Here is a 15,600-nt window from a genome sequence, read left to right on the forward strand (position 1 = left end):
CCGATAACAAGAATTAGATCCCCTCGGGGACTAGCAAAATGGAGACCCGAAAATGGGAAAGAGTAAGTTTGAGCGCAACAAGCCGCACGTCAACATTGGCACGATTGGCCACGTTGACCACGGCAAGACGTCTCTGACGGCAGCGATCACGAAGTATTTCGGCGAGTACAAGGCGTACGACCAGATCGACGCTGCTCCGGAAGAAAAGGCCCGCGGCATCACCATTTCGACGGCACACGTCGAGTATGAGACGCCGGCCCGCCACTATGCACACGTCGACTGCCCCGGCCACGCCGACTACGTCAAGAACATGATCACCGGTGCTGCCCAGATGGACGGCGCGATCCTGGTGTGCTCGGCCGCTGACGGCCCGATGCCGCAGACGCGCGAACACATTCTGCTGGCCCGTCAGGTCGGCGTTCCGGCTATCGTGGTGTTCCTGAACAAGGTCGACCAGGTTGACGACGCCGAGCTTCTCGAACTGGTCGAGCTCGAAGTTCGCGAACTTCTGTCGTCCTACGACTTCCCGGGCGACGATATCCCGGTCGTCAAGGGTTCGGCACTTGCCGCTCTTGAAGATTCGGACAAGAAGATCGGCGAAGATGCGATCCGCGAACTGATGGCTGCCGTCGATGCCTACATCCCGACGCCTGAGCGTCCGATCGACCAGCCGTTCCTGATGCCGATCGAAGACGTGTTCTCGATCTCGGGCCGTGGTACGGTTGTGACCGGCCGCGTCGAGCGTGGCATTGTCAAGGTTGGCGAAGAAGTCGAGATCGTCGGCATCCGCGCGACCTCGAAGACGACGGTGACCGGCGTTGAAATGTTCCGCAAGCTGCTCGATCAGGGCCAGGCCGGCGACAACATCGGCGCTCTGGTTCGCGGTGTGAACCGTGACGGCGTCGAGCGTGGCCAGATTCTGTGCAAGCCGGGCTCTGTCAAGCCGCACAAGAAGTTCATGGCTGAAGCCTACATCCTGACGAAGGAAGAGGGTGGCCGTCATACGCCGTTCTTCACCAACTACCGTCCGCAGTTCTACTTCCGCACGACCGACGTGACGGGCATCGTCTCGCTGCCTGAAGGCACGGAGATGGTCATGCCGGGCGACAACGTCACGGTTGCCGTCGAGCTGATCGTTCCGATCGCGATGGAAGAAAAGCTGCGCTTCGCGATCCGCGAAGGTGGCCGCACTGTCGGCGCCGGTATCGTTGCTTCGATCGTCGAGTAACTAGCGGCTGGGCCACCAGGCCCAAGGAAAGGATAGGGATGCCGACCGCGGTGTCCCTCTCGATCTTTGAAACCGGTGGCCCGCTAACGTAACTGAAGGTAAGTCGTGTCCCTCAATGGTGACACGCGGATAACAGACACAAGGATAAAGTCGAATGAACGGCCAGAATATCCGCATCCGCCTGAAGGCGTTCGATCACCGGATTCTCGATGCCTCCACGCGCGAGATCGTATCGACGGCTAAGCGCACCGGTGCAAGCGTCCGGGGCCCCGTTCCGCTTCCGACCCGCATCGAGAAGTTCACGGTCAACCGGTCCCCGCACATCGACAAGAAGAGCCGCGAACAGTTCGAGATGCGCACGCACAAGCGCCTTCTCGATATCGTTGATCCGACCCCGCAGACGGTAGACGCGCTGATGAAGCTCGATCTCGCCGCCGGTGTCGATGTTGAGATCAAGCTCTGAGACCTCGGGTCTTCGGGCTGAGTGAGAAGGATTGAACCGATGCGTTCAGGTGTGATTGCACAGAAGGTGGGAATGACCCGCGTCTATAACGACGCCGGCGAGCATGTCCCGGTAACGGTACTGCGCATGGAGGCCGTTCAGGTCGTCGCTACGCGCACTGTCGAAAAGAATGGCTATACCGCAGTTCAGCTCGGTGCCGGCCAGGCGAAGGTAAAGAACACGTCGAAGGCGATGCGCGGCAACTTTGCCATTGCCAACGTCGAGCCGAAGGCCAAGGTCACGGAATTCCGCGTGTCGGAAGACCAGCTGCTTGAGATCGGCACTGAGATCAAGGCGGGTCACTTTGCAGCCGGTCAGCTCGTCGACGTGACGGGCACGACGATCGGTAAGGGTTTTGCCGGCGCCATGAAGCGCCACGGTTTCGGCGGTCTCCGCGCCACGCACGGTGTGTCGGTTTCGCACCGTTCGCACGGTTCGACCGGCTCGCGCCAGGATCCGGGCAAGGTTTTCAAGAACAAGAAGATGGCTGGTCACATGGGCCAGACGCGCGTCACGACGCAGAACCTGGAAGTGGTTTCGACCGACGAAGATCGTGGTCTGATCCTGATCAAGGGTGCTGTTCCTGGTTCCAAGGGTGCTTGGATCATCGTGCGCGACGCCGTCAAGTCGGCCGCGAAGTAAGGAGCCAGATCAATGGAATTCAACGTCAAAACCCTCGAGGGAAAAGACGCCGGGAAGGTTTCCCTTTCGGACGCGATTTTCGGCCTCGAGCCCCGCGAAGACATTATCGCCCGCGTCATCCGCTGGCAGCTTGCCAAGAAGCAGCAGGGCACCCACAAGGCAAAGGGCCGCGCTGAAGTTTCGCGCACCGGCGCCAAGATGTACAAGCAGAAGGGTACGGGCCGCGCCCGCCACCATTCGGCTCGCGCTCCGCAGTTCCGCGGCGGCGGCAAGGCTCACGGCCCAGTCGTCCGCAGCCACGAGCATGACCTTCCGAAGAAGGTTCGTGCACTCGGCTTGCGTCTCGCTCTTTCGGCCAAGATCAAGGCCGATGACGTCATCGTCATCGACAACCTGGTTGCCACCGAAGCCAAGACCAAGGCTCTCGCGTCTGTTTTCGAGACGCTCGGCCTGACCAACGCCCTCTTCATCGGTGGCGCAGAACTTGATGGCAACTTCAAGCTCGCAGCTCAGAACATCCCGAACATCGATGTTCTTCCGATCCAGGGCATCAACGTTTATGACATCCTGCGCCGCGGCAAGCTCGTGCTTTCCAAGGCTGCGGTTGAAGCGCTAGAGGAGCGATTCAAGTGACCGATCTTCGCCACTACGATGTAATCGTCTCTCCGGCGATCACCGAAAAGTCCACGCTGGTATCCGAAAACAACCAGGTTGTTTTCAATGTCGCCAAACAGGCGACGAAGCCGGAAATCAAGGCTGCTGTCGAGGCGCTGTTCGGCGTCAAGGTTACGGCCGTCAACACTCTGCTGCGCAAGGGCAAGACCAAGCGGTTCCGCGGTTTCGTCGGCAAGCAGAAGGACGTGAAGAAGGCTGTTGTGACCCTGGCTGAAGGCCAGACGATCGACGTCTCCACCGGTCTCTGAGGTATAAGAAAATGGCATTGAAAACATTCAATCCGATCACCCCGAGCCAGCGCCAGCTGGTCATCGTCGACCGTTCGGCCCTCTACAAGGGCAAGCCGGTCAAGGCGCTGACGGAAGGCCTGACGAAGAGCGGCGGTCGTAACAACCTCGGTCGCATCACCGCCCGCTTTATCGGCGGCGGTCACAAGCGCACCTATCGTCTGATCGACTTCAAGCGTCGCAAGTTCGAGGTCGAAGGCACGGTCGAGCGTATCGAATACGATCCGAACCGCACCGCTTTCATCGCGCTGGTGAACTATGCTGATGGCGAGAAGGCTTACATCCTCGCTCCTCAGCGCCTCGCTCCCGGCGACAAGGTCATCGCTTCCGAGAAGGCTGTCGACGTCAAGCCCGGCAACACCATGCCGCTGCAGTTCATCCCGGTCGGCTCCATCATCCACAATGTGGAAATGAAGCCGGGCAAGGGTGGTCAGATCGCTCGCTCCGCCGGTGGCTACGCACAGCTCGTCGGCCGTGACCAGGGCATGGCGATCCTTCGCCTGAACTCGGGTGAACAGCGTCTCGTTCATGGCTCCTGCCTTGCTTCGATCGGCGCCGTCTCCAACCCTGACCACGCCAACATCAACGACGGCAAGGCCGGTCGTACCGTTTGGCGCGGCAAGCGTCCGCATAACCGCGGTGTTGTCATGAACCCGGTCGACCACCCGCACGGCGGTGGTGAAGGTCGCACCTCTGGTGGCCGTCACCCGGTTACTCCGTGGGGCAAGCCGACCAAGGGCAAGCGCACCCGGTCGAACAAGTCGACCGACAAGATGATCATGCGCTCGCGTCATCAGCGTAAGAAGTAAGAGAGGAAGTCTCCAATGGCTCGTTCAGTATGGAAAGGTCCGTTCGTTGACGGCTATCTTCTCAAGAAGGCTGAGAAGGTTCGTGAAGGCGGTCGTGCAGAAGTGATCAAGATCTGGAGCCGTCGCTCCACGATCCTGCCGCAGTTCGTCGGTCTTACCTTCGGCGTCTACAACGGCAGCAAGCATATCCCGGTCAGCGTCAATGAAGACATGGTCGGCCACAAGTTCGGTGAATTCTCTCCGACCCGCACCTATTACGGTCACGGCGCGGACAAGAAGGCGAAGAGGAAGTAACAATGGGCAAGGCAAAAGCCGAACGCCGGCTGAAGGACAACGAGGCGCAAGCAGTCGCCCGCACGCTCCGCGTCAGCCCTCAGAAGCTCAACCTGGTTGCTGCGGCTATCCGCGGCAAGAAGGTTGAGCGCGCACTCGCTGAGCTGGAGTTCTCCCGCAAGCGCATCGCAGGTGCCGTCAAGAAGACGCTTGAATCTGCGATCGCCAATGCCGAGAACAACCACGATCTCGATGTCGACTCGCTTGTCGTCGCCGAGGCCTATGTCGGCAAGTCGATCGTCATGAAGCGTTTCCACGCTCGTGGCCGCGGTCGCGCGTCGCGCATCGAAAAGCCCTTCGCGCACCTGACGATCGTCGTTCGTGAAGTGCAGGCAGTAGAGGAGGCCGCATAATGGGTCAGAAAATCAATCCAATCGGTTTCCGTCTTGGCATCAACCGTACCTGGGATAGCCGCTGGTTTGCGGACAATGCCGAGTACGGCCAGCTGCTGCACGAAGACCTGAAGATGCGCAAGTTCGTCATGAGCGAACTGAAGCAGGCCGGGATCTCCAAGGTGGTCATCGAGCGTCCGCACAAGAAGTGCCGCGTCACGATCCACTCGGCACGTCCGGGCCTGATCATCGGCCGCAAGGGCGCCGACATCGACAAGCTTCGCAAGAAGCTGTCGGAGATGACGAATTCGGAAACGCACCTTAACATCGTCGAAGTGCGTAAGCCCGAAGTCGATGCGACGCTGGTCGCTCAGTCGATCGCCCAGCAGCTTGAGCGCCGCGTGGCTTTCCGTCGCGCCATGAAGCGCGCCGTTCAGTCCGCGATGCGTCTTGGCGCCGAAGGCATCAAGATCACCTGCGCTGGTCGTCTCGGCGGCGCTGAAATCGCCCGTACGGAATGGTACCGCGAAGGGCGTGTGCCGCTGCACACGCTGCGCGCCGACATCGACTACGGCACGGCTGAAGCAGAAACCGCATTCGGCATCTGCGGCATCAAGGTCTGGATCTTCAAGGGCGAAATCCTTGAGCACGATCCGATGGCTTCCGAGCGCCGTGCGATGGAAGGTGACGCCCAGGGTCCGGCAAGCCGTGATCGTGACCGCGACAGAGACCGTCGCCGCGACAACGCTTGATAGCGCGCGTGGCAGAGAAGTTCGGAGAATAAGAAAATGTTGCAGCCAAAGCGTACCAAGTACCGCAAGCAGTTCAAGGGCCGCATCAAGGGCGTCGCCAAGGGCGGTTCTGACCTGGCATTCGGCGAATTCGGCCTGAAGGCTCAGGAACCCAACCGCGTCAACGCGCGCGAGATCGAGGCGGCCCGCCGCGCGATCACGCGTTATATGAAGCGCGCCGGCCGTGTATGGATCCGTGTGTTCCCGGACGTTCCGGTAACCAAAAAGCCGACCGAAGTCCGCATGGGTAAGGGTAAGGGCTCCGTTGAATACTGGGCATGCAAGGTCAAGCCCGGCCGTATGATGTTCGAGATCGACGGTGTCAGCGAAGAAATCGCCCGTGAGGCTCTTCGCCTCGGCTCCGCCAAGCTCTCGGTCAAGACGCGCTTCGTTCAGCGCATTGCAGAGTAAGGGATTGAGCTCATGAAAGCCTCAGATGTTCGCGGGTTTACCGCCGACCAACTCAAGGACGAGCTTGCCAAGCTGAAGAAGGAGCAGTTCAACCTGCGCTTCCAGAAGGCGACCGGCCAGCTCGAAAAGTCCTCGCGCATCAACGAAGTCCGCAAGGACATCGCCCGCGTGAAAACCATTGCCCGCCAGAAGGCGGCAGAAGTTAAGGCCTAAAGGAAGAAAAATATGCCGAAGCGCATCCTGCAGGGCGTCGTCGTTGGCGACAAGAACGAGAAGACGGTAGTGGTTCGCGTCGAGCGTCGTTTCGCTCACCCGCTGCTCCAGAAGACCGTTCGTCGTTCCAAGAAGTACAAGGCCCACGACGAGAACAACCAGTACAAGATTGGCGATACCGTATCCATCGAGGAATGCGCGCCGATCTCCAAGGACAAGCGTTGGACGGTGATTTCCGCCCAGGGCCAGTAACAGAATTTTGTGCGGGGCCTTGCGTCTCGCCGAAATATCTGTATGAAGCAGCGTCAGAACGCTCGAAAGCCGGGCGTTCTTTTGCTTTGAGCGCACGGAAGGTCCTTCGGGAAACCACCCTGGCACGATCGATCCCGCGCTATTCAGCTATCGCCGCGTCTGTGCTGCCGTCAAGGCAGCTCGGCCGGCGAAAATTTTCATAAGCCGGAGTAGGGGGCTAGCCCAACCATTCCGGTAAACCAAGAAGGCGACCTGATATGATTCAGATGCAAACAAACCTCGACGTCGCGGATAATTCCGGCGCACGTCGTGTCATGTGCATCAAGGTGCTGGGCGGCTCGAAGCGCAAGTATGCCTCGATCGGCGACGTCATCGTCGTTTCGATCAAGGAAGCGATCCCGCGCGGCCGTGTGAAGAAGGGTGACGTGATGAAGGCGGTTGTTGTTCGTACCGCCAAGGACATCCGTCGTCCGGATGGCTCCGTCATCCGCTTCGACACCAACGCAGCAGTCCTCATCGACAACAAAAAAGAGCCGATCGGCACCCGTATCTTCGGACCGGTTCCGCGCGAACTTCGCGCCAAGAACCACATGAAGATCATCTCGCTGGCTCCCGAAGTACTGTAAGGAGCGAAGCGATGCAGAAGATTCGTAAGGGCGACAAGGTCGTCATGCTCGCTGGCAAGGACAAGGGCCGTACCGGCGAAGTTGTCCAGGTCATGCCGAAGGAAGATCGTGCCGTTGTTCGTGGCGTCAACGTCGTCAAGCGCCATCAGCGCCAGACGCAGACCCAGGAAGCCGGCATCATCAACAAGGAAGCACCGGTCCACCTCTCTAACGTTGCAATCATCGACAAGGACGGCAAGCCGACCCGCGTCGGTTTCAAGGTTGTTGACGGCAAGAAGGTCCGTGTGGCCAAGCGTTCTGGAGAAGTGATCGATGGCTGAGGCAAAATACGAGCCACGGCTCAAGAAGGAATATGTCGAGCGCATCCGCAAGGCGTTGCAGGAGCAATTCTCCTACGCCAACGAGATGATGATCCCGAAGCTCGACAAGATCGTGATCAACATGGGTGTTGGCGAAGCGACCGCTGACTCGAAGAAGCCGACGGTAGCTGCCGCCGACCTCGCAGCGATCGCCGGCCAGAAGCCGGTCATCACTCGCGCACGCAACTCCATCGCAGGCTTCAAGGTCCGCGAACAGATGCCGATCGGCGCCAAGGTCACCCTGCGCGGCGCCCGCATGTACGAGTTCCTGGACCGCCTCGTGAACATCGCGCTCCCGCGCGTTCGCGACTTTCGCGGCCTGAACCCGAAAAGCTTTGACGGCCGTGGCAACTTCGCCATGGGCATCAAGGAGCACATTGTGTTCCCTGAGATCAACTACGATAAGGTTGATCAGATGTGGGGCATGGACATCATCGTTTGCACGACGGCGACGACCGACGACGAAGCACGGGCTCTTCTGAAAGAGTTCAGCTTCCCGTTCCGTCAATAACCGTAACGACGAGCGTAGAAAAGGAACCTGACATGGCGAAGACAAGCGCAGTTGAAAAGAACAAGCGCCGCCGTACTACGGTCGCCAACCAGTCCGCTAAGCGGGCTGCGTTGAAGGCGATCATCATGAACCAGGCTCTTCCGATCGAAGAGCGGTTCAAGGCCTCGATCAAGCTGGCATCCCTGCCGCGTGATGGATCGAAGACCCGTGTTCGCAACCGTTGCGAAGTTTCGGGGCGTCCGCGCGCATATTACCGCAAACTGCGCATGTCGCGTATTGCGCTGCGTGAACTGGGCAATTTCGGCAAAGTGCCGGGTATCGTCAAGTCGAGCTGGTAAGGAGCAGGTTACATGACAATGACTGATCCGTTGGGCGATATGCTCACCCGTATCCGTAACGGCGCTTCCCGCCGCAAGTCGTCGGTTTCGACGCCTGCGTCCAGGCTCCGTGCACGTGTTCTCGATGTCTTGCAGTCCGAAGGCTACATCCGTGGCTATTCCGTTGTCGATTTCGGCAATGGTAAGTCGGAACTCAGCATCGAGCTGAAATATTATGAAGGCGCGTCGGTGATCCGTGAGATCGGCCGTGTGTCCAAGCCGGGCCGCCGGGTTTATGTCTCGGTCAAGTCCATTCCGCAGGTCGCGAACGGCCTCGGCATCACCATCCTTTCGACTCCGAAGGGTGTGATGGCCGATCACCAGGCTCGCGAACAGAACGTTGGCGGCGAGGTTCTTTGCTCGGTCTTCTAAGATCGGGCAGGGATCTCCATAGCGAACAGACAGGATTGAAACATGTCTCGTATCGGTAAGAAGCCCGTTCAGGTGCCTGCTGGGATCACGGCTACGGTCGATGGCCAGAAGGTCACTGCAAAGGGCCCGAAGGGCGAGCTGTTTTTCGTTGCTAATGACGAAATCAGCCTCAAGCTCGAAAATAACGCGGTCGTCGTGACGCCGGTGAACCAGAGCAAGGATGCACGTTCAAAGTGGGGCATGTCCCGCACAATGATCGAAGGCATCTTCAAGGGTGTCACGGATGGCTTTGAGCGCAAGCTCGAAATCAACGGCGTCGGTTACCGCGCCTCCCTGCAGGGCAAGAACCTGCAGCTGGCTCTCGGTTTCAGCCATGACGTGATCTATGAGCCGCCGGTCGGCATCACGATCGTCGTTCCGAAGCCGACTGAAATTGTTGTCTCTGGCATCAATAAGCAGCAGGTCGGTCAGGTCGCCGCTGAAATCCGCGAATATCGCGGTCCTGAGCCCTACAAGGGCAAGGGCGTCAAGTACGCTGACGAGCGGATCGTCCGCAAAGAAGGCAAGAAGAAGTAAGGATCACGCGAAATGGCTAGCAGGAAAGAAGCACTTGCACGTCGTGCCAACCGCGTGCGCCGTCATATCAAGTCGGTGGCCAATGGCCGTCCGCGCCTGTCGGTTCATCGCTCCTCGAAGAACATCTACGCCCAGGTCATCGATGATGTGGCCGGCAAGACGCTTGCGTCTGCCTCCACCCTCGAAAAGGATCTGCGCGGTTCTCTGAAGACCGGTGCCGATACCGCCGCCGCTGCCGTTGTCGGCAAGCTCGTTGCCGAGCGCGCCTCCAAGGCCGGTGTTACGGAAGTCGTGTTCGACCGTGGCGCCTTCATCTTTCACGGCCGCATCAAGGCTCTTGCCGATGCAGCTCGCGAAGGCGGTCTCACCTTCTGATCAGTTTCCGGCCGGACGCTTTTAGCGCCGGCCGGATTTTCGCCGGACCGCAAGCACTCTCCGATAGGGGAGGCTGACGCGGTCCACATTTATTTGCCGATTGCACCCGGAAAAGAAAAAGGAAGAGGACAATGGCACAGGAAAGAAGGCCGCAGCGGGAAGACCGCCAGAGCCGTGACGAGCGCGACAGCGAATTCGTCGACAAGCTGGTCGCGATCAACCGCGTCGCCAAGGTCGTCAAGGGCGGCCGTCGTTTTGGTTTTGCAGCACTCGTCGTCGTTGGCGACCAGAAGGGCCGCGTCGGCTTCGGCCATGGCAAGGCACGTGAAGTGCCGGAAGCCATCCGCAAGGCAACCGAAGCCGCAAAGCGCGAACTGATCTTCGTACCGCTGCGTGACGGCCGTACGCTGCATCACGACGTTCATGGCCGCCACGGCGCCGGCAAGGTATTGCTGCGCTCGGCCAAGGTCGGTACCGGCATCATCGCCGGCGGTCCGATGCGCGCCGTATTCGAAACGCTCGGCATGCATGACGTCGTCGCCAAGTCGACCGGTTCGTCGAACCCCTACAACATGGTTCGCGCCACCTTCGACGCTCTGAAGCACCAGGTTCACCCGAAGGACATCGCAGCTCAGCGCGGCATCAAGTATGCAACGCTGCAGGCTCGTCGTAGCGCCTCCGGCAACGCCTCTGAAGAATAAGAGGAGTTTGACAGATGGCCAAGGCTACCAAGAAGGCTGAAGCGAAGACTGTCACGATCGAACAGATCGGCAGCCCGATTCGCCGTCCGGATGTCCAGCAGCGCACGCTGATCGGTCTCGGACTGAACAAGATGCACCGTCGCCGCACACTGGAGGATACTCCTTCCGTTCGTGGCATGATCCGTGCTGTCCAGCATCTCGTTCGCGTCGTCGACGAGAAGTGAGACGGAGGAAACGCTCATGAAACTCAATGAAATTAAAGACAACGAAGGCTCGACCCACAGCCGCAAGCGCCTCGGCCGCGGTATCGGTTCGGGTTCCGGCAAGACGGCTGGTCGCGGCGTGAAGGGTCAGAAGTCCCGTTCGGGCGTCGCCATCAACGGCTTCGAAGGCGGCCAGATGCCGATCTATCGTCGCCTGCCGAAGCGCGGCTTCAACAACATTTTCGCTTCCGATTTTGTTGTTGTGTCGCTCGGCCGGATCCAGGCGGCGATCGACGCCGGCAAGCTGGATGCCAAGGCGACCGTTGACGCAGCTGCCCTCAAGGCGGCCGGCGTCATCCGCCGCCCCAAGGACGGCGTTCGCGTTCTCGCCGACGGCGAGCTGAAGGCGAAGATCACCATCGTCGTTGCAGGCGCCTCCAAGCCCGCCGTCGAGAAGATCGAAAAGGCCGGCGGCACCGTGACGCAGCTTTCGGCTCCGGCTGCAGCCGAATAATAATCTGATGATATCTCGCCCGGGGTGCTTCACACCGGGCGATTTTGCTCCCATATGTGGGCCTCACAAAAACTTGGCTGGCGCGCCCGCGTCATGCCGGTAAGACTAAAACAAGGGTGAGGCATGGGGTTGCGCTGCAATCCGTTCTGAACCCGGTTTTGAATAATTTTCATACTGATTCCGGGGCCGGCCTATCCCCTAGAGACGCCGGAATTGGTAGCGCGGAGAATTGCATGGCTTCTGCAGCGGAACAATTGGCATCCAACCTCAATTTTTCGACCTTTGCCAAAGCCGAGGATTTGAAGAAGCGCTTGTGGTTCACACTGGCAGCTCTCCTCGTCTACAGGCTCGGCACCCATATTCCCCTTCCGGGTCTCAATCCCGAAGCCTATGCCCAGGCTTTCCGCGGCCAGTCAGGCGGCATTCTCGGCCTCTTCAACATGTTTTCGGGCGGCGCTGTTCAGCGCATGGCGATCTTCGCACTCGGCATCATGCCCTATATCTCTGCTTCGATTATCGTGCAGCTCATGACATCGGTCGTGCCGGCGCTCGAAAACCTCAAGAAGGAGGGCGAGCAGGGCCGCAAGATCATCAACCAGTATACCCGCTACGGCACAGTCATCCTCGGTGCGCTCCAGGCCTACGGCATTGCCGCCGGCCTTGAGAGCGGCCAGGGCCTTGTTGTCGATCCGGGCTGGTTCTTCCGTGTTTCCACCGTTCTGACGCTGCTCGGCGGCACGATGTTCCTGATGTGGCTCGGCGAGCAGATCACCTCGCGTGGCATCGGCAACGGCATCTCGCTGATCATCTTCGCCGGCATCGCCGCCGGTCTTCCGACGGCTCTTGCCAGCACGCTCGAACTTGGCCGAACCGGCGCATTGTCGACCTTCCTCATCCTGTTGGTCATCGTCGTCGCGATCGGCGTCATCGGCGTCATCGTCTTCGTCGAGCGTGCCCAGCGCCGGCTCTTGATTCAGTATCCGAAGCGCCAGGTCGGCAACCGGATGTTCCAGGGCGATACCTCGCACCTGCCGCTGAAGCTCAACACGTCGGGCGTCATTCCGGCGATCTTCGCCTCGTCGCTGCTGCTGCTGCCGGCAACGGTTGCAGGCTTTGCCAGCACGTCGGGGATGCCTGCCTGGGCGACGTCGATCGTCGCGGCCCTTGGCCATGGCCGCCCCCTCTATATGGTGCTCTATGCGGCGCTGATCGCCTTCTTCGCCTTCTTCTATACGGCCATCGTCTTCAACCCGAAGGACACGGCCGACAATCTGAAGAAGCATGGAGGCTTCATTCCCGGCATCCGCCCGGGCGAGCGCACGGCCGAATATATCGACTATGTGCTGACCCGAATCACGGTGATCGGCGCAATCTATCTCGTCTTCGTCTGCATCCTTCCGGAGATCTTGGTGTCGCAAACCGGCATCCCGTTATCCCTTGGTGGGACTTCGCTTTTGATCGTGGTTAGCGTAACTCTTGATACGGTTGCACAGATCCAGGGTCACCTGATCGCGCAGCAATACGAAGGCCTGATCAAGAAATCGAAGTTGCGTGGAGGAAAGAGGGGGAGATGAGACTTATCCTTTTGGGGCCGCCGGGCGCGGGTAAGGGAACCCAGGCCCAGCGGATCGTGGAAAAGCATGGCATTCCGCAGCTTTCCACGGGGGACATGTTGCGTGCCGCGGTCAACGCCGGCACGGATGTCGGCAAGCGCGCCAAGGCAGTCATGGACGCCGGCAAACTTGTCTCGGATGAGATCGTTATCGCCATCGTCTCCGAGCGTATCGATCAACCCGATTGCGCCAACGGCTTCATTCTCGACGGTTTCCCCAGGACGCTCGTCCAGGCGGACGCCACGGAAGCGATGCTGAGGGCAAAGGGCCTCGACCTGTCCGTCGTCATCGAATTCCGTGTCGACGATGACGAACTGGTCCGTCGTGTCGCCGGTCGCTACTCCTGCGCACAGTGCGGCAGCGTCTATCACGATACCGATAAGGTTCCGGCTGCCGAAGGCGTGTGTGACAAGTGCGGTTCCACGCACTTCAAGCGCCGTCCCGATGACAACCCGGAGACCATGACGGCGCGGCTGCAGGTCTACTACAAGGAAACCTCGCCGCTGATCGGCTATTACCATGCCAAGGGCAAACTCAAGTCCGTGGACGGTATGGCAGAGATCGATCAGGTGACGGCCGAGGTCGAAAACATTCTTTCGAAGCTTTAAGGCTTTGAAAATAAACTTGGCGGAACGGTTGCTTTTCAGCAGTGATTCCGCTAAACACCGCGCCAACTCGCGACATTCCATGCGATCGGCGCGGATTTCCCAGGGAAGTCCGGGTGCGGTCGTTTTGACATGTTGCGGACGTAAATCTGAACGAGCGGTTCTAAAGACCGCATAACGAAGCCCACTTGCCGGATGGCAACTGGAATGCAAGGAGAACAGGCGTGGCACGTATCGCTGGCGTCAACATCCCGACTGCGAAGCGCGTTGTTATCGCGTTGACCTACATTCACGGGATCGGCACGAAATTCGCACAGGAAATCGTCGAGAAGGTCGGTATCCCGGCTGAACGTCGTGTGCATCAGCTGACGGACGCCGAAGTCCTTCAGATCCGCGAAGCCATCGACCGCGACTATCAGGTCGAAGGCGATCTTCGTCGCGAAACCTCGATGAACATCAAGCGTCTGATGGACCTCGGCTGCTACCGCGGCCTGCGTCATCGCCGTGGCCTTCCGGTCCGCGGTCAGCGCACGCACACCAATGCTCGTACCCGCAAGGGCCCGGCAAAGGCAATCGCTGGTAAGAAGAAGTAATTTCCGGGAAACCGGGGTAGGGAGGCTGGCGGTCTGCGCCGGCCTCTTTTGAGTTTGGAGCGGGACCATATAGGCGCCGTTCCGGTGTAGCCGCTGGCATTACGGCGGCGAAGAGATCAATGAAAGGAATACCATGGCTAAGGAAGCCGTCCGCGTTCGCCGTCGTGAACGCAAGAATATCTCGTCGGGTGTCGCTCACGTCAACTCGACCTTCAACAACACGATGATCACCATCACCGATGCCCAGGGCAACGCGATTGCTTGGTCTTCGGCTGGCGCCAAGGGCTTCAAGGGCTCGCGCAAGTCGACCCCGTTCGCTGCCCAGATGGCTGCCGAAGACTGCGCCAAGAAGGCTCAGGAGCACGGCATGAAGTCGCTGGAAGTCGAAGTTTGTGGTCCGGGTTCGGGTCGCGAATCGGCTCTGCGCGCGCTCCAGGCTGCTGGTTTCATGATCACGTCCATCCGCGACGTGACCCCGATCCCGCACAATGGCTGCCGTCCGCGCAAGAAGCGCCGCGTCTGATCATCGCTCTCGTCACTGGTGAGCGCCTTGGCGCTCCCGGTGGTTTTCAAGCTCGGTTGCCACGATTGGATGGTGGCAACGAACGGAAGGCAAACTCATGATTCAGAAGAACTGGCAGGAACTGATCAAGCCGAACAAGGTGGAGTTCTCCTCGAGCTCGCGCACCAGGGCGACGCTTGTTGCCGAACCGCTGGAGCGCGGCTTCGGCCTCACCCTCGGCAATGCGCTTCGCCGCGTTCTGCTCTCCTCGCTGCGCGGCGCTGCCGTCACGGCGGTGCAGATCGATGGCGTCCTGCATGAATTCTCGTCGATTCCGGGCGTCCGCGAAGACGTGACGGACATCGTGCTCAACATCAAGGAAATCGCTATCAAGATGGATGGCGACGACGCAAAGCGCATGGTCGTGCGCAAGCAGGGTCCGGGTGTTGTCACGGCTGGCGACATTCAGACGGTCGGCGATATTGAAATCCTCAACCCCGAGCATGTCATCTGCACGCTCGACGAGGGTGCCGAAATCCGCATGGAGTTCACCGTCAACAACGGCAAGGGCTACGTTCCGGCCGAACGCAATCGTGCGGAAGACGCTCCGATCGGTCTCATCCCGGTCGACAGCCTCTATTCGCCGGTCAAGAAGGTGTCCTACAAGGTTGAAAATACCCGCGAAGGACAGGTTCTCGACTACGACAAGCTGAACATGACCATCGAAACCGATGGCTCGATCACCGGTGAAGACGCCGTCGCTTTTGCGGCGCGCATCCTCCAGGATCAGCTTGGCGTCTTCGTCAACTTCGACGAGCCGCAGAAGGAAACCGAAGAGGAAGCAGTCACCGAACTGGCTTTCAACCCGGCTCTCCTCAAGAAGGTGGACGAACTCGAATTGTCGGTCCGTTCGGCAAACTGCCTGAAGAACGACAACATCGTCTATATCGGCGACCTCATTCAGAAGACCGAAGCAGAAATGCTCCGCACGCCGAATTTTGGTCGCAAGTCGCTGAACGAAATCAAGGAAGTTCTCGCTTCCATGGGCCTGCACCTCGGCATGGAAGTGCCGGCATGGCCGCCCGAGAACATCGAAGATCTCGCCAAGCGTTACGAAGACCAATACTGAGCGGCGTGAGGAAAAGTGTGAAGCGGTTTTCCGCCCGCACGCCGATCGCAAGAACATAACAGAAGGCAG

The 15,600-nt window shown here is 59.5% G+C and carries 27 protein-coding genes; all 27 read left to right on the plus strand.

What is annotated here, in order from left to right:
* Positions 1–52 precede the first annotated feature (52 nt).
* The gene (gene tuf / locus GR197_RS10325) at positions 53–1,228 is read left to right on the plus strand and encodes an elongation factor Tu (RefSeq protein ID WP_164009041.1); all 1,176 of its coding nucleotides are present in this window, start codon (positions 53–55) and stop codon (positions 1,226–1,228) included.
* 154 nt (positions 1,229–1,382) lie between these two features.
* Positions 1,383–1,691 carry a 30S ribosomal protein S10 gene (rpsJ, locus tag GR197_RS10330; RefSeq protein WP_003547547.1) on the plus strand — a complete coding sequence of 103 codons (309 nt, stop codon included), beginning with the start codon at positions 1,383–1,385 and terminating at the stop codon, positions 1,689–1,691.
* Between the two features lie 39 nt (positions 1,692–1,730).
* On the plus strand, positions 1,731–2,372 hold the full coding sequence (gene rplC, locus GR197_RS10335; protein WP_007626085.1) for a 50S ribosomal protein L3: 642 nt from the start codon (positions 1,731–1,733) through the stop codon (positions 2,370–2,372).
* Between the two features lie 12 nt (positions 2,373–2,384).
* Complete coding sequence (gene rplD, locus GR197_RS10340; protein ID WP_164009057.1) at positions 2,385–3,005, plus strand: 50S ribosomal protein L4; 621 nt, start codon at positions 2,385–2,387, stop codon at positions 3,003–3,005.
* Positions 3,002–3,295: a 50S ribosomal protein L23 gene (locus tag GR197_RS10345; protein ID WP_003547550.1), complete on the plus strand. Its 294-nt coding sequence runs from the start codon at positions 3,002–3,004 to the stop codon at positions 3,293–3,295. The genes rplD and GR197_RS10345 overlap by 4 nt, the downstream gene beginning before the upstream one ends.
* 11 nt (positions 3,296–3,306) lie before the next feature.
* On the plus strand, positions 3,307–4,143 hold the full coding sequence (gene rplB / locus GR197_RS10350) for a 50S ribosomal protein L2 (protein WP_007626082.1): 837 nt from the start codon (positions 3,307–3,309) through the stop codon (positions 4,141–4,143).
* Positions 4,144–4,158: 15 nt separating this feature from the next.
* Positions 4,159–4,437, plus strand: coding sequence for a 30S ribosomal protein S19 (gene rpsS, locus GR197_RS10355; RefSeq protein WP_003573797.1), 279 nt, complete (start codon positions 4,159–4,161; stop codon positions 4,435–4,437).
* A gap of 2 nt (positions 4,438–4,439) precedes the next feature.
* Positions 4,440–4,829, plus strand: a complete 390-nt coding sequence (rplV, locus tag GR197_RS10360; RefSeq protein ID WP_007626081.1) for a 50S ribosomal protein L22 — start codon at positions 4,440–4,442, stop codon at positions 4,827–4,829.
* Positions 4,829–5,560 (plus strand): 30S ribosomal protein S3, encoded by a 732-nt coding sequence (rpsC, locus tag GR197_RS10365; RefSeq protein ID WP_003547554.1) that lies wholly within the window; start codon positions 4,829–4,831, stop codon positions 5,558–5,560. Before rplV ends, rpsC begins: the two co-directional genes overlap by 1 nt.
* Before the next feature lie 36 nt (positions 5,561–5,596).
* Positions 5,597–6,010, plus strand: a complete 414-nt coding sequence (gene rplP / locus GR197_RS10370) for a 50S ribosomal protein L16 (RefSeq protein ID WP_003547555.1) — start codon at positions 5,597–5,599, stop codon at positions 6,008–6,010.
* A 12-nt stretch (positions 6,011–6,022) separates the two neighbouring features.
* Positions 6,023–6,223, plus strand: a complete 201-nt coding sequence (rpmC, locus tag GR197_RS10375; RefSeq protein WP_003547556.1) for a 50S ribosomal protein L29 — start codon at positions 6,023–6,025, stop codon at positions 6,221–6,223.
* Between the two features lie 12 nt (positions 6,224–6,235).
* Complete coding sequence (rpsQ, locus tag GR197_RS10380; protein WP_003573791.1) at positions 6,236–6,475, plus strand: 30S ribosomal protein S17; 240 nt, start codon at positions 6,236–6,238, stop codon at positions 6,473–6,475.
* Between the two features lie 257 nt (positions 6,476–6,732).
* Positions 6,733–7,101 (plus strand): 50S ribosomal protein L14, encoded by a 369-nt coding sequence (gene rplN / locus GR197_RS10385; RefSeq protein ID WP_003573790.1) that lies wholly within the window; start codon positions 6,733–6,735, stop codon positions 7,099–7,101.
* Positions 7,102–7,112: 11 nt separating this feature from the next.
* Positions 7,113–7,421, plus strand: a complete 309-nt coding sequence (gene rplX / locus GR197_RS10390) for a 50S ribosomal protein L24 (protein ID WP_003547559.1) — start codon at positions 7,113–7,115, stop codon at positions 7,419–7,421.
* A complete protein-coding gene (gene rplE / locus GR197_RS10395; protein ID WP_027668957.1) occupies positions 7,414–7,971 on the plus strand; it encodes a 50S ribosomal protein L5 in 558 nt (185 codons plus the stop codon). Before rplX ends, rplE begins: the two co-directional genes overlap by 8 nt.
* 32 nt (positions 7,972–8,003) lie before the next feature.
* Positions 8,004–8,309 carry a 30S ribosomal protein S14 gene (gene rpsN, locus GR197_RS10400; protein WP_007626078.1) on the plus strand — a complete coding sequence of 102 codons (306 nt, stop codon included), beginning with the start codon at positions 8,004–8,006 and terminating at the stop codon, positions 8,307–8,309.
* Positions 8,310–8,321: 12 nt separating this feature from the next.
* On the plus strand, positions 8,322–8,720 hold the full coding sequence (rpsH, locus tag GR197_RS10405) for a 30S ribosomal protein S8 (protein WP_007626077.1): 399 nt from the start codon (positions 8,322–8,324) through the stop codon (positions 8,718–8,720).
* 42 nt (positions 8,721–8,762) lie between these two features.
* Positions 8,763–9,296, plus strand: coding sequence for a 50S ribosomal protein L6 (gene rplF / locus GR197_RS10410; protein WP_007626076.1), 534 nt, complete (start codon positions 8,763–8,765; stop codon positions 9,294–9,296).
* A gap of 12 nt (positions 9,297–9,308) precedes the next feature.
* Complete coding sequence (gene rplR / locus GR197_RS10415; protein WP_007626075.1) at positions 9,309–9,671, plus strand: 50S ribosomal protein L18; 363 nt, start codon at positions 9,309–9,311, stop codon at positions 9,669–9,671.
* 131 nt (positions 9,672–9,802) lie between these two features.
* Positions 9,803–10,372, plus strand: a complete 570-nt coding sequence (rpsE, locus tag GR197_RS10420; RefSeq protein WP_007626073.1) for a 30S ribosomal protein S5 — start codon at positions 9,803–9,805, stop codon at positions 10,370–10,372.
* 14 nt (positions 10,373–10,386) lie between these two features.
* Positions 10,387–10,596 carry a 50S ribosomal protein L30 gene (gene rpmD / locus GR197_RS10425; RefSeq protein WP_003547566.1) on the plus strand — a complete coding sequence of 70 codons (210 nt, stop codon included), beginning with the start codon at positions 10,387–10,389 and terminating at the stop codon, positions 10,594–10,596.
* A 16-nt stretch (positions 10,597–10,612) separates the two neighbouring features.
* Positions 10,613–11,089 (plus strand): 50S ribosomal protein L15, encoded by a 477-nt coding sequence (gene rplO / locus GR197_RS10430; protein WP_007626070.1) that lies wholly within the window; start codon positions 10,613–10,615, stop codon positions 11,087–11,089.
* Between the two features lie 233 nt (positions 11,090–11,322).
* A complete protein-coding gene (gene secY, locus GR197_RS10435) occupies positions 11,323–12,663 on the plus strand; it encodes a preprotein translocase subunit SecY (RefSeq protein ID WP_164009060.1) in 1,341 nt (446 codons plus the stop codon).
* Positions 12,660–13,310, plus strand: coding sequence for an adenylate kinase (locus GR197_RS10440; protein WP_164009062.1), 651 nt, complete (start codon positions 12,660–12,662; stop codon positions 13,308–13,310). Before secY ends, GR197_RS10440 begins: the two co-directional genes overlap by 4 nt.
* A 221-nt stretch (positions 13,311–13,531) precedes the next feature.
* The gene (rpsM, locus tag GR197_RS10445; RefSeq protein WP_007626066.1) at positions 13,532–13,900 is read left to right on the plus strand and encodes a 30S ribosomal protein S13; all 369 of its coding nucleotides are present in this window, start codon (positions 13,532–13,534) and stop codon (positions 13,898–13,900) included.
* 133 nt (positions 13,901–14,033) lie between these two features.
* On the plus strand, positions 14,034–14,423 hold the full coding sequence (gene rpsK, locus GR197_RS10450; RefSeq protein WP_007626065.1) for a 30S ribosomal protein S11: 390 nt from the start codon (positions 14,034–14,036) through the stop codon (positions 14,421–14,423).
* A gap of 97 nt (positions 14,424–14,520) precedes the next feature.
* Positions 14,521–15,531 carry a DNA-directed RNA polymerase subunit alpha gene (locus GR197_RS10455; RefSeq protein WP_003547579.1) on the plus strand — a complete coding sequence of 337 codons (1,011 nt, stop codon included), beginning with the start codon at positions 14,521–14,523 and terminating at the stop codon, positions 15,529–15,531.
* The last annotated feature ends 69 nt before the right edge of the window (positions 15,532–15,600 follow it).

Origin of the sequence: Rhizobium phaseoli (assembly GCF_010668805.1) — a bacterium.
In the GTDB taxonomy this organism is placed as follows: domain Bacteria; phylum Pseudomonadota; class Alphaproteobacteria; order Rhizobiales; family Rhizobiaceae; genus Rhizobium; species Rhizobium phaseoli_A.

Excerpts from the sequence above, each read along its gene's own strand:
- rpsQ (WP_003573791.1), top strand. The coding sequence starts at position 6,236 with ATGCCGAAGCGCATCCTGCAGGGCGTCGTCGTTGGCGACAAGAACGAG.
- secY (WP_164009060.1), top strand. The coding sequence starts at position 11,323 with ATGGCTTCTGCAGCGGAACAATTGGCATCCAACCTCAATTTTTCGACC.
- rpsN (WP_007626078.1), top strand. The coding sequence starts at position 8,004 with ATGGCGAAGACAAGCGCAGTTGAAAAGAACAAGCGCCGCCGTACTACG.
- rpsE (WP_007626073.1), top strand. The coding sequence starts at position 9,803 with ATGGCACAGGAAAGAAGGCCGCAGCGGGAAGACCGCCAGAGCCGTGAC.
- rplE (WP_027668957.1), top strand. The coding sequence starts at position 7,414 with ATGGCTGAGGCAAAATACGAGCCACGGCTCAAGAAGGAATATGTCGAG.
- rplO (WP_007626070.1), top strand. The coding sequence starts at position 10,613 with ATGAAACTCAATGAAATTAAAGACAACGAAGGCTCGACCCACAGCCGC.
- rplD (WP_164009057.1), top strand. The coding sequence starts at position 2,385 with ATGGAATTCAACGTCAAAACCCTCGAGGGAAAAGACGCCGGGAAGGTT.
- rpmC (WP_003547556.1), top strand. The coding sequence starts at position 6,023 with ATGAAAGCCTCAGATGTTCGCGGGTTTACCGCCGACCAACTCAAGGAC.
- rpsJ (WP_003547547.1), top strand. The coding sequence starts at position 1,383 with ATGAACGGCCAGAATATCCGCATCCGCCTGAAGGCGTTCGATCACCGG.
- tuf (WP_164009041.1), top strand. The coding sequence starts at position 53 with ATGGGAAAGAGTAAGTTTGAGCGCAACAAGCCGCACGTCAACATTGGC.
- rplR (WP_007626075.1), top strand. The coding sequence starts at position 9,309 with ATGGCTAGCAGGAAAGAAGCACTTGCACGTCGTGCCAACCGCGTGCGC.
- GR197_RS10455 (WP_003547579.1), top strand. The coding sequence starts at position 14,521 with ATGATTCAGAAGAACTGGCAGGAACTGATCAAGCCGAACAAGGTGGAG.
- rplN (WP_003573790.1), top strand. The coding sequence starts at position 6,733 with ATGATTCAGATGCAAACAAACCTCGACGTCGCGGATAATTCCGGCGCA.
- rplX (WP_003547559.1), top strand. The coding sequence starts at position 7,113 with ATGCAGAAGATTCGTAAGGGCGACAAGGTCGTCATGCTCGCTGGCAAG.
- rpsC (WP_003547554.1), top strand. The coding sequence starts at position 4,829 with ATGGGTCAGAAAATCAATCCAATCGGTTTCCGTCTTGGCATCAACCGT.
- rplC (WP_007626085.1), top strand. The coding sequence starts at position 1,731 with ATGCGTTCAGGTGTGATTGCACAGAAGGTGGGAATGACCCGCGTCTAT.
- rpmD (WP_003547566.1), top strand. The coding sequence starts at position 10,387 with ATGGCCAAGGCTACCAAGAAGGCTGAAGCGAAGACTGTCACGATCGAA.
- rpsK (WP_007626065.1), top strand. The coding sequence starts at position 14,034 with ATGGCTAAGGAAGCCGTCCGCGTTCGCCGTCGTGAACGCAAGAATATC.
- rpsH (WP_007626077.1), top strand. The coding sequence starts at position 8,322 with ATGACAATGACTGATCCGTTGGGCGATATGCTCACCCGTATCCGTAAC.
- rplF (WP_007626076.1), top strand. The coding sequence starts at position 8,763 with ATGTCTCGTATCGGTAAGAAGCCCGTTCAGGTGCCTGCTGGGATCACG.
- GR197_RS10440 (WP_164009062.1), top strand. The coding sequence starts at position 12,660 with ATGAGACTTATCCTTTTGGGGCCGCCGGGCGCGGGTAAGGGAACCCAG.
- rpsS (WP_003573797.1), top strand. The coding sequence starts at position 4,159 with ATGGCTCGTTCAGTATGGAAAGGTCCGTTCGTTGACGGCTATCTTCTC.
- rplP (WP_003547555.1), top strand. The coding sequence starts at position 5,597 with ATGTTGCAGCCAAAGCGTACCAAGTACCGCAAGCAGTTCAAGGGCCGC.
- rplB (WP_007626082.1), top strand. The coding sequence starts at position 3,307 with ATGGCATTGAAAACATTCAATCCGATCACCCCGAGCCAGCGCCAGCTG.
- rplV (WP_007626081.1), top strand. The coding sequence starts at position 4,440 with ATGGGCAAGGCAAAAGCCGAACGCCGGCTGAAGGACAACGAGGCGCAA.